This window comes from Streptomyces sp. CB01201 (genome assembly GCF_002803085.1).
GTDB classification, from domain to species: Bacteria; Actinomycetota; Actinomycetes; order Streptomycetales; family Streptomycetaceae; genus Streptomyces; species Streptomyces hundungensis.
The window spans coordinates 363,945-382,627 of sequence record NZ_NNBJ01000002.1 but is presented as its reverse complement, the minus strand read 5'-3'; the positions used below and the strand labels follow the sequence as shown (position 1 = coordinate 382,627).

General features: G+C 73.9%; 21 protein-coding genes. 11 read left to right on the top strand and 10 right to left on the bottom strand.

Annotation, left to right across the window (positions count from 1 at the left end; all coding sequences use genetic code 11):
- Positions 1–80 precede the first annotated feature (80 nt).
- From CG740_RS06330 to CG740_RS06320, 3 genes are all read left to right on the top strand, one after another.
- Positions 81–1,013, top strand: coding sequence for a glycoside hydrolase family 26 protein (locus CG740_RS06330; RefSeq protein WP_376497357.1), 933 nt, complete (start codon positions 81–83; stop codon positions 1,011–1,013).
- 244 nt (positions 1,014–1,257) lie between these two features.
- Positions 1,258–1,500, top strand: coding sequence for a hypothetical protein (locus CG740_RS06325; RefSeq protein WP_100573946.1), 243 nt, complete (start codon positions 1,258–1,260; stop codon positions 1,498–1,500).
- A 136-nt stretch (positions 1,501–1,636) separates the two neighbouring features.
- On the top strand, positions 1,637–1,906 hold the full coding sequence (locus CG740_RS06320) for a chaplin (RefSeq protein ID WP_100573945.1): 270 nt from the start codon (positions 1,637–1,639) through the stop codon (positions 1,904–1,906).
- 105 nt (positions 1,907–2,011) lie between these two features.
- Here CG740_RS06320 and CG740_RS06315 read toward each other — a convergent pair whose 3' ends face one another.
- The 9 genes from CG740_RS06315 to CG740_RS06275 form a co-directional block, all read right to left on the bottom strand.
- Positions 2,012–2,884 (bottom strand): tyrosinase family protein, encoded by an 873-nt coding sequence (locus CG740_RS06315; RefSeq protein ID WP_100573944.1) that lies wholly within the window; start codon positions 2,882–2,884, stop codon positions 2,012–2,014.
- The gene (locus tag CG740_RS06310) at positions 2,868–3,386 is read right to left on the bottom strand and encodes a tyrosinase family oxidase copper chaperone (RefSeq protein WP_100573943.1); all 519 of its coding nucleotides are present in this window, start codon (positions 3,384–3,386) and stop codon (positions 2,868–2,870) included. The genes CG740_RS06315 and CG740_RS06310 overlap by 17 nt, the downstream gene beginning before the upstream one ends.
- Positions 3,387–3,695: 309 nt before the next feature.
- Positions 3,696–4,343, bottom strand: a complete 648-nt coding sequence (locus CG740_RS06305; protein WP_100573942.1) for a vitamin K epoxide reductase family protein — start codon at positions 4,341–4,343, stop codon at positions 3,696–3,698.
- A 38-nt stretch (positions 4,344–4,381) separates the two neighbouring features.
- Positions 4,382–4,882: a DUF5949 family protein gene (locus CG740_RS06300; RefSeq protein ID WP_100573941.1), complete on the bottom strand. Its 501-nt coding sequence runs from the start codon at positions 4,880–4,882 to the stop codon at positions 4,382–4,384.
- Between the two features lie 236 nt (positions 4,883–5,118).
- Positions 5,119–5,361 carry a chaplin gene (locus CG740_RS06295; protein WP_100574270.1) on the bottom strand — a complete coding sequence of 81 codons (243 nt, stop codon included), beginning with the start codon at positions 5,359–5,361 and terminating at the stop codon, positions 5,119–5,121.
- Positions 5,362–5,519: 158 nt separating this feature from the next.
- On the bottom strand, positions 5,520–5,828 hold the full coding sequence (locus CG740_RS06290) for a hypothetical protein (protein WP_234376098.1): 309 nt from the start codon (positions 5,826–5,828) through the stop codon (positions 5,520–5,522).
- Positions 5,829–6,095: 267 nt separating this feature from the next.
- Complete coding sequence (locus tag CG740_RS06285; RefSeq protein ID WP_159030243.1) at positions 6,096–6,725, bottom strand: hypothetical protein; 630 nt, start codon at positions 6,723–6,725, stop codon at positions 6,096–6,098.
- 226 nt (positions 6,726–6,951) lie between these two features.
- Positions 6,952–7,191, bottom strand: coding sequence for a chaplin (locus tag CG740_RS06280; RefSeq protein WP_100573938.1), 240 nt, complete (start codon positions 7,189–7,191; stop codon positions 6,952–6,954).
- A 195-nt stretch (positions 7,192–7,386) separates the two neighbouring features.
- Entirely contained in the window at positions 7,387–7,626 is a 240-nt protein-coding gene (locus CG740_RS06275; protein ID WP_100573937.1) for a chaplin, read from the bottom strand.
- Positions 7,627–7,923: 297 nt separating this feature from the next.
- On the opposite strand from CG740_RS06275, the gene CG740_RS06270 reads away from it, so the two are divergent.
- The 8 genes from CG740_RS06270 to CG740_RS06235 are packed head-to-tail and all read left to right on the top strand — an operon-like array spanning position 7,924 to position 17,380.
- Positions 7,924–9,090 (top strand): glycosyltransferase family 4 protein, encoded by a 1,167-nt coding sequence (locus tag CG740_RS06270; protein WP_100573936.1) that lies wholly within the window; start codon positions 7,924–7,926, stop codon positions 9,088–9,090.
- A 50-nt stretch (positions 9,091–9,140) separates the two neighbouring features.
- Positions 9,141–10,565, top strand: coding sequence for an exopolysaccharide biosynthesis polyprenyl glycosylphosphotransferase (locus tag CG740_RS06265; RefSeq protein WP_100573935.1), 1,425 nt, complete (start codon positions 9,141–9,143; stop codon positions 10,563–10,565).
- Positions 10,566–10,567: 2 nt separating this feature from the next.
- Positions 10,568–11,887 (top strand): O-antigen ligase family protein, encoded by a 1,320-nt coding sequence (locus CG740_RS06260; RefSeq protein ID WP_159030242.1) that lies wholly within the window; start codon positions 10,568–10,570, stop codon positions 11,885–11,887.
- Positions 11,884–13,500, top strand: a complete 1,617-nt coding sequence (gene murJ, locus CG740_RS06255) for a murein biosynthesis integral membrane protein MurJ (RefSeq protein WP_234376097.1) — start codon at positions 11,884–11,886, stop codon at positions 13,498–13,500. The genes CG740_RS06260 and murJ overlap by 4 nt, the downstream gene beginning before the upstream one ends.
- The gene (locus CG740_RS06250; protein ID WP_100573933.1) at positions 13,490–14,275 is read left to right on the top strand and encodes a polysaccharide deacetylase family protein; all 786 of its coding nucleotides are present in this window, start codon (positions 13,490–13,492) and stop codon (positions 14,273–14,275) included. The genes murJ and CG740_RS06250 overlap by 11 nt, the downstream gene beginning before the upstream one ends.
- Entirely contained in the window at positions 14,272–15,564 is a 1,293-nt protein-coding gene (locus CG740_RS06245) for a glycosyltransferase (RefSeq protein ID WP_100573932.1), read from the top strand. Before CG740_RS06250 ends, CG740_RS06245 begins: the two co-directional genes overlap by 4 nt.
- Entirely contained in the window at positions 15,561–16,241 is a 681-nt protein-coding gene (locus CG740_RS06240) for a lipopolysaccharide biosynthesis protein (protein ID WP_100573931.1), read from the top strand. Before CG740_RS06245 ends, CG740_RS06240 begins: the two co-directional genes overlap by 4 nt.
- Complete coding sequence (locus tag CG740_RS06235) at positions 16,241–17,380, top strand: GNAT family N-acetyltransferase (RefSeq protein WP_100573930.1); 1,140 nt, start codon at positions 16,241–16,243, stop codon at positions 17,378–17,380. The genes CG740_RS06240 and CG740_RS06235 overlap by 1 nt, the downstream gene beginning before the upstream one ends.
- Here the strand turns inward: CG740_RS06235 and CG740_RS06230 are convergent.
- Entirely contained in the window at positions 17,366–18,484 is a 1,119-nt protein-coding gene (locus CG740_RS06230) for a glycoside hydrolase family 26 protein (protein ID WP_442802807.1), read from the bottom strand. The two genes, CG740_RS06235 and CG740_RS06230, sit on opposite strands and share 15 nt — an antisense overlap.
- Positions 18,485–18,683 lie beyond the last annotated feature (199 nt).

Below are 18,683 nucleotides of genomic sequence, written 5' to 3'. Positions count from 1 at the left end.
GGACCCGCCGCACCCCCGCCGCCCAAGGCTCCGCGCACCCGTCCCCCGCCCCCCGCAGGGCGTGGAAGCCCGCGCTGTGCGTGCTGGCGCTGCTGCTCGCGGCCCTCGTGCCGCTCGCCTCCGGCAGCGGGCGGCAGGGCCCGGTGCCTCCCCCGTCCGGCAACGCGGCGAGCATCTTCACGGGCTCGGACGGCGACGGCACCGGCAGGCTGGCGGCGGCCGAGAGGTGGCGCGGCCGGGGGCCGCTGCGCGTGGCCCACACCTATCTGCCCGGCGGCACCTGGAGCGACATCGAGGGCTCCCCCGCCCTGCTCGCCCCCTGGGCCCGCTGGCGCCATCAGCGCGCGGACCGCACCCTCGTCCTCAACGTGCCGATGCTCGACCACAACGAGGACGGCGTGCCCGACGCGCGGGTCGCGGCCCTGCTCGGGCAGGGCGCGCGGGGCGCCTTCGACGCCCACTTCCGGGCCCTGGCCGAACGCCTGAGGGACCTTCGACTCACCGACACCATCGTGGTGTTGGGCTGGGAGATGAACGGGATCACCTATACGCACCGGTGCGCTCCCGATCCCGCCGCGTGGCGGACGTACTGGCGGCGCGTCGTGACGGCGATGCGGTCGGTTCCCGGGCAGCGCTTCCGCTTCGACTTCGCGCCGAGCCGGGGGCGGGACGCGGTGCCGTGGACGGACTGCTATCCGGGAGACGCCCATGTGGACATCCTCGGCATGGACGCCTACGACCAGCCCGCCGGCATGCCGTTCGCCCAGCAGGTCGAGGAGCCGTACGGGCTGCGGGCCCAGGTGGACTTCGCCGCCCGCCACCACAAGCCGGTCTCGTACCCGGAGTGGGGTCTGTTCCGCAACGGGGACGATCCCGCGTACGTGCGCGGGATGGCCGCCTGGTTCCGCCGGTACCGGCCCGTCTACCAGACCCTGACCGACTACTGCCCGCACGGCCTGTGGGAGTGCGCCATGAATCCGCGGGCGGCCCGGGCCTATCTCGGCACCGGCTGAGTCGGGCGGCCCGGGCCCGTCTCGGCACGGAGCGGGGCGGCCCGCCCGGCCGACGGGCGGGCGCTGGGCCGTGCGGGGGCCGGGGGCTGCGCCGGACGGGTTGTCCGTCCGGCGCCGCGCGCGTGGCCGGGAGACCGGGGCGGGGCGGATACGACCCAATGCATTACGCGTATCAGCATCTGATTCCCCTCCCCCTCCTTTTCCTCCTCCCCCGTCTTCCTTTTCCTTGCGAAGGGTCGCAGGCATGTACAAGTTCTCTGGTCCCGTGGCGCGGGGCGCCCTCGTCGCGGCTCTGGTCTCCGTGCTCGGCACGGGGTACGCGGCGCACGCCGCCGGCCACCGAGCCCCGGCCCCGGCGCAGCTCGCCCACGCCGGTGCCGACTCGCGGGCCTCGCTGCTCGGCGCCCTGAGCGCGAGCGCGGTCGTCACGGGCACGGCCGTGGTCGCACTCTCCCGGCGCGCCTCACGCGGCCGGTACGGCAAGTAGCGGCAGGGCCGTGCTCCGATCGGCCGTGCAGAACCGATTTGGGCGCAGGTGTCCGTTACTTATGCCCGTTCGGCACGTTGAAGTGAAATGACGACTGCGTGTCTGCGGTCGCGTGTCCATATCAAGGAGAACTTTGATGTCTCGTATCGCGAAGACGGCCGCCGTCGTCGCCGGAGCAGGCGCCATGGCGCTGGCCGGCGCGGGTATCGCCTCGGCCGACGCCGGCGCCGAGGCCGTCGCTGCGAACTCCCCCGGCGTCCTGTCCGGCAACCTGCTCCAGGTTCCGGTGCACGTCCCGGTCAACCTCTGCGGCAACTCGGTCAACGTCATCGGGCTGCTGAACCCCGCGTTCGGCAACACCTGCGTCAACGCCGACAGCCACCACGAGGGCGGCTACGGGGAGTAAGTACCCCCCGCTTCGGCCGGGCGCCCTCGCGGCGGCCCGGCCGGTCATGGCTCACAGCAGTACGGCGGCCTCCCGGACTTCTCCCCCCGGGAGGCCGTCGCCATGTCAGGCGTACCGGTAGATCCCGGTGTGGTCGAGCAGCGCGGCCGGCGCCACGTTCCACGGCGGCATCGGCTCGTGGAGCGCCGCGATCCGGCCGTGCTGGGGGTCGCCGTCCGGGGGCGGCGTGCCCGGCAGATAGCGCGCGGACCTGGGGTGCGCGGCCTGCCAGCGGTCCCACAGGCTGTCGATGTAGGCGTGGTGCAGCCAGAACACCGGATCGTTGACGGAGGCCCCGCCCAGCATCACGCCGCCGACCCAGCGGTGCACCCGGTTGTGCATGCGGAAGCGGGCGCTGCCCGACAGGCCCGTCGTCCAGCCCTCAAGGCGGTTGCGGAACCCCGACCTGCTCGTGGAGTCCCAGGGCGCGGTGTCGTACACCGGGTCGGCGAGGGCCCGGGAGACATCGGCGGCCGTGGGCAGCGCGATGGGTTCCTTGGGGCGGCCCAGGTCCCGGGTCAGGAACCGGGCTTCGGTGACGTCGACCGCGAGGTTCCACCGGCCGTGGGCGTACGCGAAGGGCCCGGTCGTGACCTGGAGGTCGCCGCGCCGGCCGTTGCCGCCCATGAAGTCGTCGGACCAGAGCGAGGACGCCGGCGAGCTGTCCCGCGTCCAGTCCCAATAGGGCACTGTCACACGGGAGTTGACCTTTTGCAGGGCCCGCTCGAACTCCAGCAGGAACTGACGGTGCCAGGGCAGGAACGACGGGGTCATGTGCGCGACCCGCAGCCCGTCGTCGCCGTCCGGAACGTAGAACTCGATGTGGGTGCGCACGAACTCGTCGTAGGCACCGCTGCGTTTGAGTTCGAGCACCGCGTTCACGAAGGCCTTGCGCTCGGCGCTCGTCAGGTCCCGCTGGTTCTTACGCGTGTACGCCACGGCCCGCTCCCTCCTGGTGGCTGCCGTGCACCGGTACGGCGGCGAGGCGGGCGGCGCCCAGCTCGGCCGCGGCCGCACGGGCCGCCTCGCGGGCGGTGGCGTACGACTCGTAGTGGTCGACGGAGCTGAGGTAGCTGCCGTCCGCCCGCCGCATCACGTCCAGCTGCCGGCCGTCCACGAACACGGCGACCTCGGCGCGGCCCGCCCGCAGCGGCAGGCCCTGGATGCGGTGCCCGGCGTGCATCTCGTCGAAGGTGGCGCCCTCGTCGGGCTCCGGGCCCGGGGCGCCCGCGGGCTCGCCGTACGGGGTGGCGCCCGGGATGCGGGCGAGGGCGGCCGCGGTGAAGGCGACGGTCGCCGAGACGAACGCGGCCCGCAGCAGGCCGCGCCGGGCCAGGTGCCAGGCGGTACGGGGCGGGGGCCCGACGGATTCGGGGGCGCGGCCCCGGGGACGGGCGCGCGCCGCCCGGTAGGTGCGCCACCAGCGCGTCGCGTCGTTCATCGGCGTCTCCCTCGTGCTCGCCGGGGCGGACGCGTCCGGCACACACGTGGGCCCCGGAAACCGTGCTGGTTCCGGGGCCCGTCCAAACGTCCGCTCCTTGTCCGATGCCGGGTTCAACGAGGCCCGGAGTCGCAGGAAACGGCCGCCGCCGTCGGCGCGCGGCAGCCGGCGCCCCCCGGGCCGGTACTGGATGCACGGCCCGGGGAGGCTTCAACCATGCGACTGGTCGGTGGGTCAACGCCGCCGGGCGGCCGCCGTGGCGGCGGCAGCGGGCGATTCACGCGGTCGGACCAAGGTTTCCGCAGGGGCTCAAGCGGTCCAGAAGTCCCACCAGCGGGTGAGGATCAGCATCCCGATGACCCCGATGTGCAGCACCGGCACCGCCCAGCCGAACTCGGCGAACAGACTGCGGGCCCAACTCGGAGCGGGCAGTGCCCCCTTGACGATGTTGAGGCCCGTCACGGCCCAGAACAGCGCGATGGTCCCCACCCACGCCAGGCAGCACCACAGGCAGAGCGCGTTGATCCGGTAGAGCGACTCGAATTGCAGCCAGCTGACGAAGCCGACCCCCGCGAGGGCCCCCGCGTTGAGGGTGCGCCAGTACCAGCGCCCGTACCGCCCGCCCCCGAGCAGGCTCATGCCCACGCAGCCGACGATCCCGTACGCGACCAGGCCGAGCATCGGGTTGGGGAAGCCGAAGACGGAGGCCTGGGCGCTCTTCATGATGTTGCCGCAGGAGATCACCGGGTTGAGGCTGCATCCGGGGACGAAGTCCGGGTTCCGCAGCAGCTCGAACTCGTCGAGGGTGATGACCCAGGAGGCGAGCAGCCCGGCCGCGCCGGCGAGCACGACCAGCCAGGCGAAGGCCCGCCCGGCGCCGAACGCGGTGGTGGGCGCGGGCGGGGAGCCGGACGAGTCGGCGGCAGCCTGCTGCGGGATCGTCTCGGGGAGGGCCATGGCGGGTGTCTCCGTTCTCGTCCGGCGGTGGGGTGCGGTCAGCCGCGCAGACGGCGGACGGGGAGCACGCAGTGGCCCGCGGTGGTGATGGTGTCCTCGTCGCCCGCGAACGCCTTCAACTGCTCGTCGGTCACGGCGACTCCGGGCACGCCCTCGGGCCAGGACCGGGTCGCGAACATGAACTGGACGGTGCCGCGTGCCTCGGCGGCGGCCAGCCACTCGGGCGGCACCGGGCACTGCGCGTTGAGCGTCGGCATGGTGAGGACGGCCTGGCCGCCCTGGACGATGAGGGTCACCGGGAACGAGCCGCCCTGCGACTGGTCGACGACACTGCCGGCCGGCATGCCGATCTCGTCGAGCAGCGAGCGCGCCGCGGACTCCGCGCCCTCGGGGCCCTCGGCCCCGTCACCGAGGGAGTACGCCAGGAGGAAGGGCACATCGCCGGATCCGTCGGGGGATTCACCGCTCCACGCGATGACGATGAGCGAGCCCAACAGGGCTGCCCTGGAAGGCTGTACGGCACTGGTGGCTGAAGTCATGCCGGGGACTCTAGGACATTCCGGGCCGAGCCCCTCGCAGCTGTCACCCATCTGGATGAAACGCCCTCCACGGGGTCTTCGGTCCCGTGCGCGACCCTTCGCGCATCTGTGCGCGGGCCTTCGGACACCTGCCCGCCACAGGGGCGTTCGGACACAGCGAAGCGGCTCCGGGATCCCCAACTCCACGAAGCCGCTCGCCCTGCACCGAACCGGAACCGGCCTCAACCGGCCCTCGATCAGTCCGAGTTGACGCAGGTGTTGCCGAAGGCCGGGTTCAGACCACCGATGACGTCGACCGTGTTGCCGCAGAGGTTCACCGGGACGTGGACGGGGACCTGCGCCATGTTGCCGGACAGGACGCCGGGCGAGTGCGCGGCCACGCCCTGCGCGCCCGCGTCGGCGAAGGCGGCGCCGGAGGCGGCGCCCGTGGCGAGACCGGCGGCGGCGAGGGCGAGAGCCGTCTTCTTCGCAGTGTTCATGATGGAACCTTCCATTCGGGGGTTGCCTCAGCGTAGGCAAATGGCCGCGAGCCGCCGGAAGCGAACACGCCGGGTTTATTTTCTTTCCCTCGTACAGCGCACGGGGGCGCGGTACGGCCCATCAATTCGGGGTGCGGAAAGACCCGTTCGCGCGCCGGCTAACCGCCCAGCGGCATTCCGCCGAGAAGCTGGCCCGGGTTGGGCGCCCCATTGGTCTTGTTCAGGTCGTGCGCGGTGCTGCCCAGCGTGTGGAGCAGCGAGTCCTTCGACTTGGGGTCGAGCAGGTTGGTGCGCACCGGCGAGGCGTCGACCATGTTCGGAGCGGACGACAGGTTCTGGGCGATCGTGTCGAGGCCGCCGTTGAGGCTCATGGGCGGCAGATCGCCGGCCGCGAAGGCCGGCGCCGCCGCACCCACGACCGCGAGGGATCCGGCGAGTGCCGCGGCAACCTTCATCGACTTCATCATCAATCCTTCCGCGGCGAGTTCCGTCGCCGAACGTACGTGTCCCTGAATGCATTGGGCTGCTTCGCCCTGGATAACGACTCGCTGACGCCCGGGAAACTCTCCGGCCCCGGATTCATGTCCGGATTCATGGGCCGCCACCCAATTGCGGGCCCCGCCGATACGCGTATGGGATTTCATGAACGGCCCCGGACGGTAAGCACGTTGGCGCCCCGGACGGCCGAGAGCGCCGGTCCCGTCGGTGACGGTCCGGCGCTCTTCGGGTGCGGCTCAGGCGGGCAGCTTCGGCACGGCGTCGGTGGGCACCTTGGGCAGGCCCGGCAGGTCGGGGACCGGCAGGCCGCCGCCGGTCACGGTGGTCAGGACGAGGCCGACCAGGCCGGTGACCACCGAGGTCGCCGCGGGAAGGACGCCCCCGACGTTCAGGCTGGTGACCGCCTTGACGAGGTCGTCGATGCCCTTCTTGACCGTCGCGACGGCATCGTCCCGGGCGGCCGCGAGCACGGCGTCCTGCTCGGGGCCGCCCAACGGCACGGCCGCGGGACCCGCGGCGGCGGGCGGGGTGGCCGGCGCGGCCGGGGGCGTGACGGGGGCCGCCGGGGCCGCCTGCCGCACCGCGTCCAGGGCAGCGGTGGCCTTGCCGGCCAGCGCCGCGGTGTCGGCCGGCGACGCGCCCTTGAGCACGCCGGTCAGCAGATCGGTGACCGGCGTGAGGACGCCTCCGAGACCGTTCAGCCGCTGGGCCTGGCCGAGCAGGGAGTCGGCGCCCGGGACCGGCGCTTCGGCGCGGGCCGCACGCGGCGGCGGGGAGCCGGCGGCCATCGCGGTCCCGGCGGACCCGATGACGATCGCGGTGGAGAGGGCCACTGCGGCCAGGCGCCGCGGTGTTCGTGCACGCATGAAACGGTTCTCCTTCGATGGGGCGAGCGAGTTGCCCTCACCGTGCGCCCGCCCTTAACCCCTCGCAACCGCTTCGTCATCCTGAGCGATCATCGGATGTACGCCACGCCGTGCCGAGCTGCCACAACCCCGCGCCCGAACACCCCTGCGACCTTCCGCCGTCCGGGGCAAGGCGAAAGCCCCGGCCGGCTCCCTGGAGAGGAGCGGCCGGGGCTTCGGCGGGGAACTACTTGTTGATGCAGGTGTTGCCGAACGCGGGGTTCAGCAGACCGATGACGTTCACGGTGTTGCCGCAGACGTTGACCGGGATGTGAACGGGGACCTGCGCCATGTTGCCGGACAGGACGCCGGGCGAGTTGGTGGCCGCGCCGTGCGCACCGGCGTCGGCGGCGGCGATGCCGGCCCCACCGGCGATGGCGGCAACGGCAGCGGTGGACAGGACCAGGGCCTTCGCGGTACGCGACATGGAGAAGCACTCCTAGATTGAGAAAGTCATTGACCGGGTGTTTGTCACTCGACCTACACCTCAACGCGGACCCGGCCCCCCGGTTTTGCCCCTAACGGGTGAACCAGGGTTTTGGGGGCCGCGAAAATGGCCAGGGGCCCGTCCGGACCGAAACCGCGAGCCGCGGTACCGGTCCGGCGACGTCACCCCTGGGGACTACTTGTTGATGCAGGTGTTGCCGAAGTTCGGGTTCAGCAGACCGATGACGTTCACGGTCAGGCCGCAGGCGTTGACCGGGACGTGCACGGGGACCTGGAGCAGGTTGCCCGACAGGACACCGGGGGAGTTGGCGGCGGCGCCGTGCGCCCCCGCGTCGGCGCTGGCCATGCCCGCACCGAGCATCACGACAGCGGCGCCGGCGCCCGCCGACACGACGGACTTCGCAATTCGATTCATGGCTTTTTCCTTTCGGATGGAGATGGGGCCACCGATACAACGACCGTGTCGTCAAGGGGATACGCACGATCGCTCGAAGGGGACACTCCGTCTCCACATTCATGACCGGACCGGGTTGTAAATACGGTTACAGTTGCCCCCCGCCGGGCCGCGCCACGTACGGGATCTTCGGCGGCCGCAGCGCCGCCCCGGCGGAATTCGAGGGCGGCAGCACCGCGGGGAGAGAACTCCGCAGCATTGTTCAGCAGCAGCTTTGTTCAGCTTTCTTTTCGAGCGCCAGGACCGGAGTGACCGCGCATGCCGACGAGAGCGAACACCCCCGGCGGACCCGAGGGGCCGGGGTCCGCCGGGCAGTTGAGTGTCCTGCACCTGGTTCAGCCCGTTGATGGGGGCGTAGCCCGAGTCGTCACGGACTTGGTGCGGGACCAGCTGCGCAGTGGATTCCGGGTCACCGTGGCATGCCCCGAGGGAGGCCCGTTGAGCACCGAACTGACCCGTCTGGGCGCCCGGGTGCACCCCTGGCGCGCCACCCGCTCGCCCGGCCCCGCACTGCTCGGCGAGACCCTGCGGGCGGGCCGCCTCATCCGGCGGGTGCGTCCCGATGTGATCCACGCCCACAGCGCCAAGGCCGGGGTCGCCGCCCGGCTCGCGGCGCGCGGCAGGGTGCCCACCGTCTTCCAGCCGCACGCCTGGTCGTTCGAGGCCGTCGGCGGCGTCACCGCCCTGCTCTCCCGGGGCTGGGAGCGCGCCGCGGTGCGCTGGACCTCGCGCATCGTGTGCGTCAGCGAGGGCGAGCGGGCCACCGGGGTACGGGCCAAAGTGGTCGCACCCTGCTCGGTGATCCCCAACGGGGTCGACCTCGACCACTACGCGGCGGCCGACGGGACCCCGCCCGACCAGGGCGCGCCGCTGGTCGTGTGCGTGGGACGGCTGTGCCGGCAAAAGGGCCAGGACGTGCTGCTCGCCGCCTGGCAGCAGGTGCGCGAGGCCGTACCCGACGCCCACCTCGTCCTGGTCGGCGACGGCCCGGACCTCGCGGCGCTGCGCGCGGCGGCGCCCGGCTCGGTCTCCTTCGTCGGCTCGGTCGGCGACACCGCCTTCTGGTACCGGGCCGCCGACCTGGTCGTGCTGCCCTCCCGCTGGGAGGGGATGGCGCTCGCGCCCCTGGAGGCGATGGCGTGCGGCCGCCCGGTGGTGGTCACCGATGTCGGGGGCTCCGCCGAGAGCCTCCCGCCCGGGCAGGCCCCGCTCTGTCTCGTACCGCCGGACGCACCCGGGGAGTTGGCGCACGCGATGACGCGGCTGCTCGCCGACCCGGCGCTGCGCTGCGATCTGGCCCGCCAGGGCCACGCCCACGTAACCACCACCCATGACGTGCGGCAGACGGCCCGAAGCATCGCGGAGGTGTACCGCGACGTGGCCGCTCTGCCGCGCTCCGAGCACAGGGAACCCATCAGCCAGTGACCGCGGAAAGCATCGTCCCTGCCGCCGGGGGGCCGCCCCACGGGACCGGGATGTCATCGGGAACCGTTTCGGTGGTCACGCCCCGCGAGGCGCCGGACCACTTCTCCTTCGTAGCCGGACGGGCGCGCACTGTGCAGCCGTTCGTCGCCGTGCTGCTCGCGACGGACTGCGCGGCCGGGCTGCTCGGCCTGCTCGCGCTGCCGTACACCGGCCTCCCGCCGGGCCCCGCCGGGCTGCTCGTGGCCGCCGTGCTCGCGCTCAACGCCCAGGCCGGGCTCTACCGGCCGACGATGGCGCGCGGGGTGCTCGCCGATGTGCCCGCCCTGTTCGCACGCACCCTGCTCGCCTGGTGTCTGCTCGCCACCGTCCTCACCCACGAGGGCGCCCTGGTCCGCGAGCCGAACGCCGCGCCCCTCACGGTCGCGGCGGTGGCGACGGGCTGCGCCCTGCACACCCTGGCGAGCTGCGCCGGGCGCGGCACGGCGCTGTGGCTGCGCCGCCGCCAGGGCGTCCGCAGGCCCCGGCCCGCCCTGGTGGTGGGCCCGGCGGCCAGCGCCGTACGCGTCACGGCGGCGCTCGCGCGCCGCTCGGGCGGCGGCATCCGTCCGGTCGGGGTGGTCGTGCCGCCGGCCGAGCCCTCCGTCGAGGCCGGGGTCCCGGTGCTGCGCAGCCTGGAGGAGGTCCAGCGCGCCGTCATCCAGAACGGGGTGCAGGACTGCCTGTTCACCTACGCCCCCGAGACCACAACTCCCGTGCCCCCGGCCTTCCTTGAGGGCATGGGCTGCACGCTGTGGCAGCTGGACACGCGCGCCCCCGGGCAGACCGTGCCCCGCCGGCAGGCGGACGAGCTGGCCGCCTTCCCCTGCGAGCCGCTGACCAGCGCCCCTGCCTCGGTCCCCGGCCTGTTCTTCAAGCGGGTCGCCGACCTCGCCCTCACCCTGCCCGCGCTGCTCCTCGCCGCCCCCGTCCTCGCGGTGTGCGCGCTGGTCCTTCGCCGCAGCGACGGGCCCGGGGTGCTGTTCCGGCAGGAGCGGATCGGGGCCGGCGGGCGGGCGTTCACCCTGCTCAAGTTCCGCACCCTGCGCCCCGACACCGCGCACGAGGCCGCGACCCGCTGGAACATCGCCGACGACACCCGGATGAGCCGGGCCGGGAACTTCATGCGGCGCACCTCCCTGGACGAGCTGCCCCAGCTGTGGAACGTGATCCGGGGCGACATGAGCCTGGTCGGTCCGCGCCCCGAACGGCCTTTCTTCGTCGCCCAGTTCAGCCAGGCCCACCCCGGCTATGCGGCCCGGCACCGGATGCCCGTCGGGCTCACCGGCCTCGCCCAGGTGCAGGGGCTGCGCGGGGACACCTCGATCGAGGACCGGGCGCGCTACGACAACTACTACATCGACCACTGGTCGCTCTGGCAGGACCTGTGCATCCTGCTGCGCACCGCCGTCTGCCTCGTCCGCCCGACGGGGAGCTGAGCGTGCACGCCGTCGCGGCCGCGCCGCCGCTGCCGGTCCCCGCACCGCCCCGCCGGGCCCTGCGCCTGCTGCCGCTGCTCGCCGTGATCGCCCTGCTCGCCACGCCCCCGCTGGGCGGCGACGGCTCGGCCACCGCCGCGGACGCCGCCTGCGGAGTGCTCGTGGTGTGGGCGTTCCTGCGGGTGCTGCGCTCGGGCGAACGGCCGCTGAGCCGGCGCGCCGCGATCGTCATGGGGCTTCCGGTGACCGGGATCTGCGTGGCCTCGATGGGCGCCGCCGACCCCGGCACCGCGATCGCCGGACTCGGCCGCTACCTCCAGATCTTCGTGCTCGTGCCGCTCGCCGTGCTGCTCCTGCTGCGCGAGCGCGACGACTTCCGGCTCGCGGCCTGGGCCGTGGTGGCGCTCGCCCTGTTCGAGGGCGGCGTCGGCGTCCAGCAGTATCTGACCGCCACCGGCGCCTCGTACATGGGCGAGGACATCCGGGCCGTCGGCACCTTCGGCGCCTCCGACATCATGGGCATGGCCACCGTGGTCTCCTGCGGACTGCTGTGCGCGCTCGGCCTCGCCCTCGACCCGACGCCCGGTGCGAGCCGCACCCGCCGCCGGGCCGCGCTCGGCTGCGCGGCCCTGCTGCTGCTGCCGCTCGCCGTGTCGTTCAGCCGGGGCGCCTGGATCGCGACCGCCGTCGCCGGCATCGCGCTGCTCGTGCTCTCCGGGGTGCGCCGCGCGCTGGCCGTCCTCGCGGTGACCGCCGCCGCCACCGTCGTCCTGGTCGGCGTGAGCGGCTCCGGCACCCAGATGCTCCAGGAACGGCTCGCCAGCATCACCCAGGTCGAGAGCGCCCCCGACCAGTCCGTGACCGACCGGTACACCATGTGGGCGGCGGCGGAACTGATGTGGCGTCACAGTCCGCTCACCGGAGTCGGGTTGAAGGGTTTCCCCGACCACCGCGACTCGAACTCCTCGCTCGCGCTGTCCTCCGGCAGTGACACCGCGGGCGCGGGCGCCGCCTTCAAGCGCCAGCCGCTGCTCTCGCCGCACAACATGTATCTCCTCGTCCTGAGCGAGCAGGGCCTCATCGGCGTGGTCACCCTCGTCGGCGGCTGGGCCGCCCTCCTGGTCACCGGGGTCCGCCGACTGCACCGGGCCCGGAAGGCGCGTACCGCGATGGACTGCGGTCTGATCGCCACCGGCCTGCTGACCTGGCTGCTCGTCGACTTCTTCTACGGCGACATCGGCGGCCCCTCCACCGCCCTGACCGCACTGGTCCTGGGCCTCGCCGCCTGGTGGGGCCTGGCACGAGGGGCGGCCCGCCCGTGACGGAGACCGCCCCGCCGCTGCTCCCCGCCCCCACCGCGCCCCCCGAACCCGCCACCTCCGGGCGGCTGTTGGCGCGGGCCGCGTTCCTCACCGCCGTCCTCACGCTCGCGGGCGCCCTGCTCGGGCTGCTGCGCGACCAGGCCTTCGCGCACGTCTTCGGCGCCGACACCGACACCGATGCCTTCCTGGTCGCCTGGACGGTCCCGGAGGTCGCCGCGACCCTCCTGATCGAGGACGGCCTGGCCTTCGTGCTCGTGCCCGCGTTCAGCCTCGCCCTGGTCGCCCGGGGCCGGCGGCCCGGCCCCGATCCGGTACGCGCCCTGGTCGCGGCCACCCTGCCCCGGCTGATGCTCGCGCTCGCCGCGGGCGCCGCCGTACTGATCGCGGCGGCCCCGGCCGTGGTCGCCGTCCTCGCACCGGGGCTGCCCGCCACCGGCCTGGCCGTCGACTGCACCCGGCTCACCGCGACCTGCGTGTTCAGCTTCGGGCTCACCGGCTATTGCAGCGCCGCCCTGCGCGGACACGGCCGCTTCCTCGCACCCGCCTCCATCTACGTGGCCTACAACGTGGGCATCATCGGCCTGCTCCTGCTGCTCGGCCGGGCATGGGGAGTGCGGGCCGCGGCCGCCGGGGTCGCGCTCGGCGGGGTGCTGATGGTGCTGGTCCAGCTGCCCGCGCTGTGGCGCAGCTGGCGGCAGCGGGAGGCGGCCGTCGCGCTGCCCGAGCCGCGCGCCTCCGCACACCGGGCACCGCGGGCGCTGCGGCTCGCGCTGGTCGCCCCGGTGGTGGTGTTCGCGCTCAGCCGCCAGACACAGGTCCTCATCGAACGCTTCCTGGCCGCGCCGCTGCCGGCCGGGGCCATCTCGCATCTGAACTACGCCCAGAAGGTGGCGCAGATGCCGATGGTGCTCTCCCTCATGCTGTGCACGGTCACCTTCCCCGTCATCGCGCGCGCCCTCGCGGCGGGCGACACCGAGCGGGCCAGGCGCCGGGTGGAGAGCGACCTGATCGTGGCCGGCACCATCGTGCTGCTCGGCGCCTCCGTGGTGGTGGCCTGCGCACCCGAGATCATCCAAGTCCTCTTCCAGCGGGGCGCGTTCACCCTCCACGACACCGACGCGACCGCCGACGTCATGCGGGTGTACGCGCTCGGACTGCTCGGCCAGACCCTCGTCGGGGTGCTCGCCCGCTCGTACTTCTCCGAGGCCCGCCCCCTGTGGTACCCGGCCTGCGCCATGCTGGCCGGCCTCGCCGCGACCGCCGTCGCGGGCGCGCTCGCCGTGCCGGTGTGGGGCGCGCCCGGCATCGCCGCCGCCAACGCGCTCGGCATCACGCTGACCGCGCTGGCCCTGCTCTGGGGCAGCGGCCGGCGCCGCACCGCCCTGTCCGTGCGCTGGGTGGGCGGCCAGCTCGCCCGGCTCGTCGCGGCGGGTCTCGTCGCCACCGGCGCCTGCCGGTGGGGGGCATCGCTCGCCCCAAGTCCGCTGTCCGCACTGATTATTGGGTCCCTCATCGCCGCCGTGGCGTTCACCGTCACGGCCGGGCTGCTGCGGGTCCGGGAGTTCTGTCTGCTGTTCCGTCCCGTCACACGAAAGCTCTGGCATGCCCGTTGACACGGCAGTCGGCGACCCGAGGGGTCCACTGACTGGTTCGAGACCGCGCCCCGCCGCACCGCTGTGGGTGGCCATGTACCACTCGGTGACCCACACCACGGACGATCCGTACCACATCACCGTCTCGCCGCCCCGCCTCGAACGCCAGCTGCGCTGGCTGCGCGGACACGGCCTGAGGGGGGTGAGCATGGGCGAACTCCTGCGCGCCCGCGCGGCCGGCACCGCCCGCGGCCTGGTCGGCCTCACCTTCGACGACGGCTACGCCGACTTCACCGCCGAGGCGCTGCCGCTGCTGCGCCGCCACGAGTGCACGGCCACCGTGTTCGTCCTGCCGGGCCGGCTCGGCGGCACCAACGACTGGGACCCGCTGGGCCCGCGCAAGCCCCTGCTCGACGAGCGCGGCATCCAGCAGGCCGCCACCTGGGGCATGGAGGTCGCCTCGCACGGCCTGCGCCACCTCGATCTGACCCACATCGACGAGGACACCCTGCACCGCGAGGTGCACGAGAGCCGCACGCTGCTCCACGACCTGACCGGGCACGAGGTGGCCGGCTTCTGCTACCCGTACGGGGCCGTCGACGTACGGGCCGTGGACGCGGTCCGCGCGGCCGGCTACGCCTACGCCTGCGCGATCGACCCGGGCCCGCTGACCGGCCGCTACGCGCTGCCCCGCGTCCACGTCGGCGAGCGCGACAACGGCTGGCGGCTGCATCTCAAGCGCAGCCTGCACCGCTGGCGCCGCGACGAGCCGGCCGACCTCCCGGAGGGCACGTGAAGGTCCTGCACATCATCACCGGCCTCGGCGTGGGCGGCGCCGAGCAGCAACTGCGGCTGCTGCTACGGCACTTGCCGTACGAGGCCGACGTGGTGACCCTCACCAACCCCGGCACCGTGGCCCGCGCGATCGTCCGCGAGGGCGGCCGGGTGCGCAACCTCGACATGGCGGGCAACCGCGACCTGGCCGCGCTGCCCCGGCTCACCAAGCTGATCGCGCGCGGCCGCTACGACGTCGTCCACACCCATCTGTACCGGGCCTGTCTGTACGGCCGCCTCGCGGCGAAGCTCGCCCGGGTCCGCACCATCGTGGCCACCGAGCACTCCCTGGGCGAGGCCCGCATGGAGGGGCGCCCGCTCGGCCCCGGGGTACGCGGCCTCTACCTCGCCAGCGAGCGGCTCGGCACCACCACCGTCGCCGTGTCCCCCACCATCGCGCACCGCCTGGCCCGCTGGGGCGTGCCCGAGCAGCGCATCCAGGTGGTGCCGAACGGCGTCGACGCGGCGCAGTTCGCCTTCAGCGCCGGCGCCCGTATCGCCGTACGCCGTCAACTCGGCCTGCCCGATGGCGCGTTCGTGGTCGGCGCGGTCGGACGCCTCGCCGCGGGCAAGCGGTTCCACACCCTCATCGACGCGATCGCCGAACTCCCCGACGCCTGGCTGGTGTTCGCGGGGGGCGGCGAGCAGGAGCAGCCGCTACGGGCCCGCGCCGAACGGCTCGGGGTGGGCGCCCGGGTGGTGTTCGCGGGCGAATGCGTCCAGGACAACACCACCCCGGCGGGCCACCGCCCCAGCCTCGCCGGGGTGCTCTCGGCCGTGGACTGCCTGGCCTCGCCGTCCGGCGAGGAGGCCTTCGGCCTGGCCGTCGTGGAGGGCCTGGCCGCCGGGCTCCCGGTGGCGTACGTGACGTGCCCGGCGATCGACGACCTGCCGGCCGGCTCGGCGCCCGGCGCGCTCCGCACCGGCCGCACGGCCGCCGCGTTCGCCGCCACCCTCGGCGAACTCCGGCGCGCGGCCCGCCCCCGCCTCCCCGTCCCCGACGCGGTGCGCCGCTACTGCGTGACCGCGACCTCGGCCCAGCTGGTCCGGGTGTACGAGGCGGCCGCGGCCCGGGCGCCGCAGCCGCACCCCGCGTACGACCCGGGACCCGGCCCGGGGGCGACCGCCCCGGCGGGGCCCGCGCCGGACGGCCCGCCGGCCGTGCCGACGCACACCTCCCCGAAGAACTCCGCGACGACCTCCCCCATGACCTCCCCGATGACCTCCTCGGAGAAAGAAGAGTCCAGATGAGCAGATTCTCCGGCCCGCGGCAGCGCCAGAGCGCCCGCGGCCCGCGCACCCGGTCGCTGCCGCGCTGGTGGCCGCTGCCCGTGTGCGCACTGCTCGGCGCGACGGCCGGCGGCGTGTACGGCGCGGTCAAGACACCGGAGTACAGCGCGACCAGCTATGTGGTGGTCACCCCCGGCGAGAAGTCGGACCCGTCGGTCGCCCTCGGCTTCGCCCAGGCCTACGGCCGGGTCGCGACCGAGGTCGCCGTCATCGGGGACGCGCAGATCTGGGCGGGGGTGAGCGCGACCACGCTCCGCAGCAGTGTGCAGACGGCGACCTCGCCGGACGCCCCGATGATCGCCATCACCGCCACCTCGGGCCGGGCCGCCGACGCGGCCGGCATGGCCAACGCGGTGGCCCGCGCGCTGACTTTGAACGGCACCCACACCCAGGCCGACACCGGGGTGCGCGTCGTGCAGTTCTCGCGCGCGGTCAAGCCGCTCGCCCCCTCCTCCCCATCGGCGGGCCTGACCGCCCTGGTCGGCGGCTGCGCGGGCGGTCTGCTCGGCGGCCTCGGCCTGCTCGCCCGGCCGCGCCGCCGCCCCGAGGACGCCCCCGAGGGCGCGCCGGAGACCGAGCGCGCGGCCTCGGTGCCGAGCCCGGCCGGCGCGGCGTCCGTGCCGCAGGAGGTCGGCTAGTGTCCGGCCTCCGCGTGGAGCTGTGCACCGACGACCTGCGCTTCGCGGACCTCGCCGCCAACTGGCTCCAGCTGCACCGCAGTTGCAGCGCGGCAACCCCCTTCCAGAGCCACGCCTGGCTGCACTCGTGGTGGCTCTCGTACGGGGTCCGGGGACGGCTGCGGGTCCATCTCGCTTACCGGGACGGCCGGTTGGTGGGCGCGGCCCCGCTGATGCGGGTACTGCGCCCGCTCCCGGCGCTCGTGCCGCTCGGCGGCCCGATCTCCGACTTCGCGGACGTCCTGCTGGCCGACGACTGCGCCGAGGAGGCCGCCACCGCCCTCACCGGCGCGCTGATGCGCTCGGCCCGGGGCGCCTTGATCGACCTCGGCGAGGTGCGCCCGGGCGCCGGAGCCGAACGCATCCACGCCAACTGGGCAGCGCCCAAACACCAGTTGACGGACTCGCGGTGCCTGGAGCTGCCCGTCGCGGACATGGACACCCTGCTGTCCCGGCTGCCCAACAACCGTGCGCAGCGCGCCCGCGCCAAGCTCCGCAAGATCGACGCACTGGGCATCGAGCAGCGCGACGTACCGCCCGACGAGGTGCCGGGTGCCCTGCGCACGCTGCTCGAACTGCACGGGCTCCAGTGGCAGGGGCGCGGGGTGACGCGCGAGCACCTGCGCCCCCGGTTCGAACAGCATCTGGCGCGCGCGGTGGGCGAGATGACCCGGCAGGGCGACGCGGTGGTCACGGAGTTCCGCCTCGACGGCGAGGTCGTCGCGGCCGACCTGACCCTGCTCTCACCGGCCCTGGCCGGCGGCTATCTGTACGGGGCCCACCCGGGCCTGCGCGGCCGCAAGGTGGACGTGGCCACGATGCTGCTGCGCGCCTGCGCCCAGCGGATCGACGGCAGCGGCCGGGGCACGCTGAGCATGCTGCGCGGCAATGAACCGTACAAGCAGCACTGGCGGCCCGAGGTGCGGGTCAACCAGCGCTTCCTGCTGGCCCGGCGCCGGACCCTGCCGCTGCTGCGGGCCGCCGTCCTGCACGCGCGGCTGCGGCGCCGGGCGGGCGCCGCGCTGCGGGCACTGCGGCAGTGGCGGGACGACCGGAACCGGCCCGCCACGGAGGCCGCGGGGGCGTCAGCTCCGGCGTGAGAACCAGTCGAGGCGCATGCAGAGCTTGCCGCCCATCCAGTACTCGACCCAGGGGCCGAAGTCGAGCGGCGAGCACTTGCCGTTCAACGCCGGGACGACCGGGGTGGCCGGGACGACCGGTGTGGTCGGGGCGGTCGGCGTGGCCGGCTTCGGGCTCGGTGCCGTCGGCGTCGTCGTCGGGGTCGAGGGCTGGGGGCTGGTCGTCGGGGCCGGGGACGTCGACGGGGTGGGGGACGTGGACGGCTGCGGGGTGGGGGACGTGGACGGCTGCGGGGTGGGCTCGGTGCGGCCGTACAGGAGCGTGCGGTAGAGCTCCGAGGCGCGCGGATTGTCCGAGCACCCCCACACCCCGTGCGGGCAGTAGTCGGTGATGGTGTTGTAGACCGGCTTGTGCGCGTCCATCCAGGACAGCATGCGGCGCATGTACTCGGGGTTGTCCCCGTTGCGGAAGAGCCCCCACTCCGGGTACGAGATCGGCTTCTTGTGGGCGGCCGCGAAGTCGATGTGCTGCTGGAGCCCGTACGGCTCCTTGATCTGCTGGTCGAAGTCCACTCCGCGCGGCTGGTCGTAGGAGTCCATGCCGATGATGTCGACGAGGTCGTCACCCGGGTAGCACTCGGTCCACGGCACCGCGTCGCGCCCGCGGCTCGGCGTGAAGTCGAAGCGGAACTTCTGCCCCGGCACCGAACGCATCGCGGTGACCGCGTTCTTCCAGTACTTCTTCCACGACTGCGGGTCCGGCCCGCAGCGGTGGGTGTACGTGGTGCCGTTCATCTCCCAGCCGAGCACGATCACGGTGTCCGGGATCTTGAGGTCGACCAGACGCTCGGCCAGCCGCTTGAAGTGCGCGTCGAAATCGCCCTCGGCGCCCCTCGCCAGCAGCTGGCGCACCCGGGCGTCGGGGATGCCGGCCTCGTTGAGCGCCTGCATCGGCACGTTGAGGACGAGGGTGCGGTCGGCACGCTCCCTGCGCCAGGTGGCCCAGTCCGCCAGGAACCCGGCCCGGCCCTCGATGTCCGACCAGGTGTTCCCGGGCAGATAGGTGTGCCCGACCTTGATGTCGGTCCCGCCGAGCCACTTCTGCAACGCCGCGATGCGCCGCACGCCGAGGGTGCCGGAGTCCAGAAAGGCGCCGAAGTCCGCGGCGGCGGGGTGGGCGGGGGCGGGGGCGGGCCTCGCGAGAGCAGTGTCGGCAGGGCTGGCAGGGACCGGGCCGGTGGGGGTTGGGCTGGCAGAGGTTGCGCTGGCGGCGGGGCTGGCGGGGGGAGGGTCGGCGCCGCTCCCCGGTCGCTGTACGCCGGCA

Coding starts and splice junctions, on each gene's coding strand:
- CG740_RS06310 (WP_100573943.1), bottom strand. CDS start 3,386: ATGAACGACGCGACGCGCTGGTGGCGCACCTACCGGGCGGCGCGCGCC.
- CG740_RS06295 (WP_100574270.1), bottom strand. CDS start 5,361: ATGAACACTGCGAAGAAGACGGCTCTCGCCCTCGCCGCCGCCGGTCTC.
- CG740_RS06320 (WP_100573945.1), top strand. CDS start 1,637: ATGTCTCGTATCGCGAAGACGGCCGCCGTCGTCGCCGGAGCAGGCGCC.
- CG740_RS06305 (WP_100573942.1), bottom strand. CDS start 4,343: ATGGCCCTCCCCGAGACGATCCCGCAGCAGGCTGCCGCCGACTCGTCC.
- CG740_RS06290 (WP_234376098.1), bottom strand. CDS start 5,828: ATGATGAAGTCGATGAAGGTTGCCGCGGCACTCGCCGGATCCCTCGCG.
- CG740_RS06270 (WP_100573936.1), top strand. CDS start 7,924: ATGCCGACGAGAGCGAACACCCCCGGCGGACCCGAGGGGCCGGGGTCC.
- CG740_RS06325 (WP_100573946.1), top strand. CDS start 1,258: ATGTACAAGTTCTCTGGTCCCGTGGCGCGGGGCGCCCTCGTCGCGGCT.
- CG740_RS06280 (WP_100573938.1), bottom strand. CDS start 7,191: ATGTCGCGTACCGCGAAGGCCCTGGTCCTGTCCACCGCTGCCGTTGCC.
- CG740_RS06275 (WP_100573937.1), bottom strand. CDS start 7,626: ATGAATCGAATTGCGAAGTCCGTCGTGTCGGCGGGCGCCGGCGCCGCT.
- CG740_RS06265 (WP_100573935.1), top strand. CDS start 9,141: ATGTCATCGGGAACCGTTTCGGTGGTCACGCCCCGCGAGGCGCCGGAC.
- CG740_RS06250 (WP_100573933.1), top strand. CDS start 13,490: ATGCCCGTTGACACGGCAGTCGGCGACCCGAGGGGTCCACTGACTGGT.
- CG740_RS06240 (WP_100573931.1), top strand. CDS start 15,561: ATGAGCAGATTCTCCGGCCCGCGGCAGCGCCAGAGCGCCCGCGGCCCG.
- CG740_RS06285 (WP_159030243.1), bottom strand. CDS start 6,725: ATGCGTGCACGAACACCGCGGCGCCTGGCCGCAGTGGCCCTCTCCACC.
- CG740_RS06300 (WP_100573941.1), bottom strand. CDS start 4,882: ATGACTTCAGCCACCAGTGCCGTACAGCCTTCCAGGGCAGCCCTGTTG.